The 6,408-nt window shown below is 61.7% G+C and carries 9 protein-coding genes; 3 read left to right on the top strand and 6 right to left on the bottom strand.

Going from position 1 to position 6,408, the window contains the following annotated elements; all coding sequences use genetic code 11:
• From WBB85_RS18045 to WBB85_RS18020, 6 genes are all read right to left on the bottom strand, one after another.
• Nucleotides 1-164: ATP-binding cassette domain-containing protein (locus tag WBB85_RS18045; protein WP_432639981.1), on the bottom strand; the 164-nt coding region annotated here is incomplete at its 3' end.
• 76 nt (nucleotides 165-240) lie between these two features.
• Entirely contained in the window at nucleotides 241-774 is a 534-nt protein-coding gene (locus tag WBB85_RS18040) for a hypothetical protein (protein ID WP_432639979.1), read from the bottom strand.
• 156 nt (nucleotides 775-930) lie between these two features.
• Nucleotides 931-1,242, bottom strand: a complete 312-nt coding sequence (locus WBB85_RS18035; RefSeq protein WP_432639978.1) for a heavy metal-binding domain-containing protein — start codon at nucleotides 1,240-1,242, stop codon at nucleotides 931-933.
• A gap of 371 nt (nucleotides 1,243-1,613) precedes the next feature.
• Nucleotides 1,614-3,143 carry a Fe-S cluster assembly protein SufB gene (gene sufB / locus WBB85_RS18030; protein ID WP_432639980.1) on the bottom strand — a complete coding sequence of 510 codons (1,530 nt, stop codon included), beginning with the start codon at nucleotides 3,141-3,143 and terminating at the stop codon, nucleotides 1,614-1,616.
• A 38-nt stretch (nucleotides 3,144-3,181) separates the two neighbouring features.
• Nucleotides 3,182-4,243 (bottom strand): cysteine desulfurase family protein, encoded by a 1,062-nt coding sequence (locus WBB85_RS18025; protein WP_432639977.1) that lies wholly within the window; start codon nucleotides 4,241-4,243, stop codon nucleotides 3,182-3,184.
• A gap of 118 nt (nucleotides 4,244-4,361) precedes the next feature.
• Nucleotides 4,362-4,820, bottom strand: coding sequence for an Rrf2 family transcriptional regulator (locus WBB85_RS18020; protein ID WP_432639976.1), 459 nt, complete (start codon nucleotides 4,818-4,820; stop codon nucleotides 4,362-4,364).
• Between the two features lie 172 nt (nucleotides 4,821-4,992).
• On the opposite strand from WBB85_RS18020, the gene WBB85_RS18015 reads away from it, so the two are divergent.
• From WBB85_RS18015 to WBB85_RS18005, 3 genes are all read left to right on the top strand, one after another.
• Nucleotides 4,993-5,652, top strand: a complete 660-nt coding sequence (locus WBB85_RS18015; protein ID WP_432639975.1) for an alpha/beta hydrolase — start codon at nucleotides 4,993-4,995, stop codon at nucleotides 5,650-5,652.
• Between the two features lie 4 nt (nucleotides 5,653-5,656).
• Nucleotides 5,657-5,908, top strand: coding sequence for a hypothetical protein (locus WBB85_RS18010; protein ID WP_432639974.1), 252 nt, complete (start codon nucleotides 5,657-5,659; stop codon nucleotides 5,906-5,908).
• Nucleotides 5,905-6,408, top strand: a 504-nt coding sequence (locus WBB85_RS18005; RefSeq protein WP_432639973.1) for an HD domain-containing protein, incomplete at its 3' end; no start/stop codon positions are given. The genes WBB85_RS18010 and WBB85_RS18005, both read left to right, overlap by 4 nt.

The raw sequence follows: 6,408 nt of genomic DNA, 5'->3' as shown, positions 1-6,408 counted from the left end.
TAGCCGTCACGCCCGGACAAAACATAGGACAGCGTCGATTTGCCCGACCCGTTCGGCCCCATGATCGCATGGACCTTTCCGGCCTCGACGGTCAGGTTCACACCTTTGAGGATCTGCTTGTCCTCTTCCTCAAGTTTCACGTGCAGGTTCTTGATCTCAAGCATCTTCGGTCCCTTCAAAAGGCAAGGGCGGCCAGCGGGCGAAAGGCCCGGGCCGCATGGATTTCGGATTGGGTCGGGGTCAGCCGGCGGGCGTCAGACGATAGTCCTTGCCTTCTTCGGCCAAAGCGGCGGCATAATCCGCCGAAAAGATCTGCGCCCAAAGCTCGGGCGCGTTCGAGGCCACGGCCGCCTCGCCGTAATGCATCACGACGCAGCCGATCAGCAGGGCCGGAAACCGTGACTTGGTTGCAAGATGGAAAGCCACCATCAGGATACCGGCCAGAATGAAGGCAAACAGGATCATGCCGCGCTGTTCCAGATCGTAGAACGCCTTCGGCATCCCTTCGAGCTGGGCGAGATTGAAATAGGCGACCCGGCCGACCAGCACCGCCAGCATGCCCGAACAGAAGGCGATGATCACCATCAGCTTCTCGGCAAAGGTCCGGGGTTTCTGCTTCGGACGCGACTTCAGGATCTTGTTGAACTTGACCTGCGTGGAATGCCCGACCACATCCGTGTGTTCGAACTGCTGACCGGACTGAATCCGCTGCAGCCGATCTGCAAACGCCGTTTTCTGAGTGTTGGTCATCGACATGGCGCCGCCCCGGCTCATCTTCATTTGCCAAGTAAGATGCGCAGGGTTTGGGGCGGAATTCAGGCCGGAATATTGCGCTTTTCACGGCAAAACCTGAATGGACACCCGCCAATCGCTGCACGGGCATGTATTTGTTGCCAAGCGGGGAACAATGGCCGGGGGACGCGATGGCGGTCATGACAGACTGACCGCCGTGCCCGAGGCCGAAACCATCAGCATGTTGTTGATCACCTCATAGTCGAGGTCGACGCCCACGATCGCGTTGGCCCCCATGGCCGCCGCCCGCTCCTCCATCTCGCGGAGTGCGGTTTCCCGCGCCCGGCCCAGCTCCTGCTCATAGGCGGCCGAGCGGCCGCCGACGATATCGCGGACCTGCGCGAAAAGATCGCGGAAGATATTGGCGCCAAGGATCGCCTCGCCGGTGACGATGCCGTGGTACTGGCGGATGGTTTTGCCTTCGACGGAAGGGGTTGTGGTGACGATCATTGCGTACCTCCACGCCGATCCGAATGCACAAGATTCTCCATGGCGACCGCATCGGCGAGCGCATCCGAAATGACAGGCAGTACGTCTGCTACATCCAGTGCGATTTTCGGCTTATCTACATGCACAGAGCTGAAAACCCAACCAAGTCCGTCCGCTCGGAATAGTCGCCCGAGATGCGAACTACCCGCAATTTCACGGGGAGATTCGAAGCAAATGCCAGCTAGGGATACGTCAGTCGAAACCTCATCTGGCAATCGACTTCCGTTCGATAGATGGCGCGCGATGACCGAATATTCATACATAGTGTTCCTCCTAGAGCGTCTGCGTTCTAGGTTAGTTGTTCCAATCATCGTCGTGCGGCGAAACACATATCACCCCACGCTCCCCTCAAGCGAGATCGCAACAAGGCTCTGCGCCTCCATGGCGAATTCCATCGGCAGCGCCTGCAACACTTCGCGGCAGAAGCCGTTGACGACCAGCGCGACGGCTTCTTCCTCATCCATCCCGCGGCTCCGGCAATAGAAGAGCTGATCGTCATCGACCTTAGAGGTCGTCGCCTCATGCTCCACGCGGCTCGAGTTGTTCTTCACCTCGATATAGGGCACGGTATGCGCCCCGCATTTGTCGCCGATCAGCAGGCTGTCGCATTGGGTATAGTTACGGCTGTTCTTCGCCTTCGGGTGCATCGTCACGAGACCCCGATAGGTGTTCTGCGCCTTGCCAGCAGAAATCCCCTTGGACACGATGCGCGACCGGGAATTCTTGCCAAGATGGATCATCTTGGTCCCGGTGTCCGCCTGCTGCATGTTGTTGGCGATGGCGATGGAATAGAACTCGCCCGAACTGTCGTCGCCACGCAGGATGCAGGAGGGGTATTTCCAGGTGATCGCTGAACCGGTCTCAACCTGCGTCCACATCACCTTGGCCCGGTCGCCCCGGCAATCGGCACGCTTTGTGACGAAGTTGTAGATGCCGCCCTTGCCCTCTTCATCGCCGGGATACCAGTTTTGCACCGTAGAGTACTTCACCTCGGCGTCTTCAAGAATGACGATTTCCACCACCGCCGCATGCAACTGCGCCACATCGCGCTTCGGCGCTGTGCAGCCTTCGAGGTAGCTGACATAGCTGCCCTTGTCGGCGATGATCAGAGTCCGCTCGAACTGGCCGGTATTCTCGGCATTGATGCGGAAATAGGTCGACAATTCCATCGGGCAGCGGGTGTTCGGCGGGATATAGACAAAGGAACCGTCCGAAAAGACAGCCGAATTGAGTGTCGCAAAGAAGTTGTCTGATTGCGGCACGACGCTGCCCAGATACTTCTTCACCAGATCCGGATGCTCGCGGATCGCTTCCGAGATCGAACAGAAGATGACACCCGCCTTCTTCAGCTCTTCCTTGAAGGTCGTGCCGACACTGACGCTGTCAAAGACCGCATCAACCGCCACCTTGCGGGCATCGGCGGGGGCCTCGTCCGCGCCCTCGACCCCGGCCAGAATCATCTGTTCCTTCAGAGGGATGCCAAGCTTTTCGTAGGTCGCCAGCAGTTTCGGATCGACCTCATCCAGCGATTTCGGCTTTTCATCCATGCTTTTCGGCCGGGCGTAGTAGTACTGCGACTGGTAGTCGATCTCAGGATAGTTGAGCATCGCCCAGCGCGGCTCCTCCATCTCCTGCCAGCGGCGGAAGGCCTGAAGACGCCATTCGGTCATCCATTCCGGCTCTTCGTTCTTGGAGGAGATCAGGCGGACAATATCCTCATTCACGCCCAAAGGCGCATAGTCCATCTCGATCTCGGTTTCCCAGCCGTATTTGTAGGCGCCCATATTCTGGACGGTCTCGACCGTCTCGCGGTCAACGCCCTCGCGGACCTCAAGTTCAACCGTCTCGCCTTGCGCCATCATCTTTTCCCGTTCGTTTTCCATGCGTTCCGCGTCTTTCCTCATGCCGCCCGCGCGCGCTGCCGCGCCCGCGCCGCGATCCAGGCCTCCGCGAAACGGTCGACCTCTTCAAATGTCGTCGCGGGCCCCAGAGAGACGCGGATGGCCGAAGCCGCCTCGGTCTCATCATAGCCCATCGCCTTCAGCACCCGGCTGGCCTTGACCTTGCCTGACGAACAGGCCGAGCCCGCCGATATGGCAAAGCCCGCCAGATCCATCTGCATCACCTGCGTTTCGCCCTTCCAGCCGGGCGTCAGGATGCAGGACGTATTGGGCAACCGTGCCCCATCCTTGCCGACAAACACAACTTCCGGTGCCGCCCCGGCAATACGCGCCTCAAGCCGGTCGCGCAACTCTGCAACGCCCGACCAGACACCTGCCTCCTGATCGGTCAAAGCCGCGCGTGCCGCGGCCCCAAACCCGGCAATACCTGCAACATTCTCAGTGCCCGAACGTCGGCCGGTCTCCTGCCCGCCACCGGCACGCAATGTCTCAATCTCCAACCCGTCGCGGATGATCAGTGCCCCCACACCTTTCGGACCACCGATCTTGTGGGCCGAGACAATCGCAAAATCCGCGCCCGACCAGGAAAAGGCGAAGGGCACGCGCCCCACGGCCTGCACCACATCCAGCAGCAGCCAGTCGGCCCGCCGCGCGCCATAAGGATAGCCGTCCTCGCCCTTCGCGGGCGGCTCGGTGATCACTCCGGTCTCACTGTTGGCCAGCCCCATCGCCAGCGTATGACCGCCTCCGATCGCATCCTCCATCCGCCCATGCGCCATCAGGCAATCATGCGCGGTGGGCTCGACAAAGACGTCATGGCCACCGGCCAGAACGCCTGCCGCCTCGGTCGCGCCTGAGGTAAACACCACCTCCTTGACACGGCAGCCCACCAAAGCCGCCACATCCTCGCGCGCCTTCTCGACCGCCATCTTCGCGGCCCGCCCCTCGGCATGAACCGAAGAGGGATTGCCGACAACGTCCAGCGCCGCGACAACAGCCTCCCGCGCCTCCGGTCGCAAAGGCGCCGTCGCATTCCAGTCGAGATAGACCCGCCCTGTCACGACCCCACCTTCTTCTGTTCAAAAATACTCCCGGCGGAGCCAATCCGAGCCGGAGCCGCCAGGCGGAGGCGAGACAAAAGGCGCGGCGCGGAACGCGCCTCAATTTGAAAACGCCCGCTCATTCGTCGACCACCTGAAACAGCGCGGGCACAGCCGGGCAGGGTTTCAAAGAATTGTCGATCACATCCGAGAGCCGGGTCTGGTGCAGGAAGACATAGACCTGTGCCGAAAGACCCTCCCACAACCGGTTGGTCATCGACTGCGCCCGGCTGCCCGAAACACCGCCCGAGGCACCCGCCCCTGTATGAAGCGCACTCACCGTCTCATCGACCGCTTCCAGCACCTCGCTCACCCGGATATCGCCCGGATCGCGCGCCAGCTTGTAGCCGCCGCCGGGCCCCCGTACCGATTCGACCAGCCCCGCCCGGCGCAGCTTGACAAAGAGCTGCTCCAGATAGGGCAGCGAGATGTCCTGCCGCTTCGAGATCTCGGCCAGCGACACCAGCGCGGCGTCGCGCTGATAGGCCAGATCGGCCAAAGCCACCATCGCATACCGCCCCTTGGTCGAGAGTTTCATGGCATTTGCCCCGCAAAGACATTGACGACGGGCGGAAGGCCGCTTAACTCCTGTCCACCCGGTCACCGGCACTTGCCGGTATTTAGAACAGTTCTAGGGTGCCTGAGCAAAATCGTCAAGAATGGCATCGCCAGATTGACGCGCCGACGGCCCCGCAGAGAGAAGACAGGCGATGCCCGAAGTCATTTTTGCCGGCCCAGAGGGCCGTCTCGAAGGCCGCTACCATCCGCAGAAGCAACTCGACGCGCCCATCGCGATCATCCTGCATCCGCATCCCCAGTTCGGCGGCACGATGAACAACCGCGTGGTGCACCGGTTGCATTATGCGTTCCATGAGCTGGGCTTCACCGTCCTGCGCTTCAACTTCCGTGGCGTCGGCCGCAGCCAGGGTGAATACGATCAGGGCATCGGCGAACTGTCCGATGCAGCCTCGGCGCTTGATTACCTGCAGGCGATGAACCCCAATTCCAAGCATTGCTGGGTCGCGGGCTTTTCCTTCGGCGCCTGGATCGGCATGCAACTGCTGATGCGGCGACCCGAGATCACCGGGTTCATCTCGGTCTCGCCCCCCGCCAACATGTACGATTTCTCGTTCCTCGCCCCCTGCCCCTCTTCGGGCCTGATCATCAACGGCACCGCCGACCGCGTGGCGCCGCCGAAGGACACCCATTCGCTGGTCGGCAAGCTCCGCGAACAGAAGGGCATCACCATCACCCATGAGGAAGTCGAGGGGGCCGGGCATTTCTTCGAGAATGACGACACCCAGATGAACCCGATGATCGACACGGTGCAGGCCTATGTCCAGCGCCGCCTCGGCGAACAGACGCGGTAAGCTGATGCCGACGACCGAAGAACTGGGCATCGCGCTGGCCGAAGACGTGTTGAAAGCGGTCGAGGAACTGGGTGACGACGCGATCATCAATGAGGTGAACAAGATCGTCGAGGCCTCGTCCTCGGGTCTGCAAGAGGCTTACATGGCCGCCATCCGCGCCCAGCGCTCCTCGGCTCGGGCGCGGGAACATCTCGACGCCAGGCTGAAGCGTTTCCGCGCCACGGCGGCGGCCGAGGCCGCCCCGACCGGGGAATGACAGACCGGCTTGATGCGCAGTTCGCCTTCCTGATGGAGGCGGACAAGCTCAAACAGGTGATCCGCGCGACGACACTCGCCGACGGGTCACGGCGCGAGAATTCCGGCGAACACAGCTGGCATCTGGCCCTCTATGCCCTCGTCCTTGCCGATCAGGCCGGGCCGGGCGTGGCGATTGACCGCGTCATCAAGATGCTGATCCTGCACGACCTCGTGGAGATCGACGTGGGCGACGTGCCAATCCATTCCGCGAACGGCGCGGCCCATGGCTCAACCGAAGTGGCTGCGGCCGAGGCCCGCGCCGCAACCCGAATCTTCGGCCTCCTGCCCGCCGATATCGGCAAGGACCTCCGCGCGCTTTGGGAGGAATTCGAAGCAGCCGAAACACCCGACGCCGTCTTCGCCAAATCCCTCGACCGGGTGCAGCCCGTTCTGCACAATATCGCCTCGGGCGGCGGCAGCTGGACCGAATACAACGTCACCTTCGATCAGCTTGAGGCC

This window comes from Albidovulum sp. (genome assembly GCF_049646345.1).
Classification (GTDB): domain Bacteria; phylum Pseudomonadota; class Alphaproteobacteria; order Rhodobacterales; family Rhodobacteraceae; genus Albidovulum.
Note: the sequence above shows the minus strand (reverse complement) of the source record. Positions and strands in the feature narration are given on the sequence as shown.

Bases quoted from the DNA above. Each gene is read 5' to 3' on its own strand.
- sufB (WP_432639980.1), bottom strand. From the start codon at position 3,143: ATGATGGCGCAAGGCGAGACGGTTGAACTTGAGGTCCGCGAGGGCGTT.
- WBB85_RS18020 (WP_432639976.1), bottom strand. From the start codon at position 4,820: ATGAAACTCTCGACCAAGGGGCGGTATGCGATGGTGGCTTTGGCCGAT.
- WBB85_RS18035 (WP_432639978.1), bottom strand. From the start codon at position 1,242: ATGATCGTCACCACAACCCCTTCCGTCGAAGGCAAAACCATCCGCCAG.
- WBB85_RS18015 (WP_432639975.1), top strand. From the start codon at position 4,993: ATGCCCGAAGTCATTTTTGCCGGCCCAGAGGGCCGTCTCGAAGGCCGC.
- WBB85_RS18040 (WP_432639979.1), bottom strand. From the start codon at position 774: ATGAGCCGGGGCGGCGCCATGTCGATGACCAACACTCAGAAAACGGCG.
- WBB85_RS18010 (WP_432639974.1), top strand. From the start codon at position 5,657: ATGCCGACGACCGAAGAACTGGGCATCGCGCTGGCCGAAGACGTGTTG.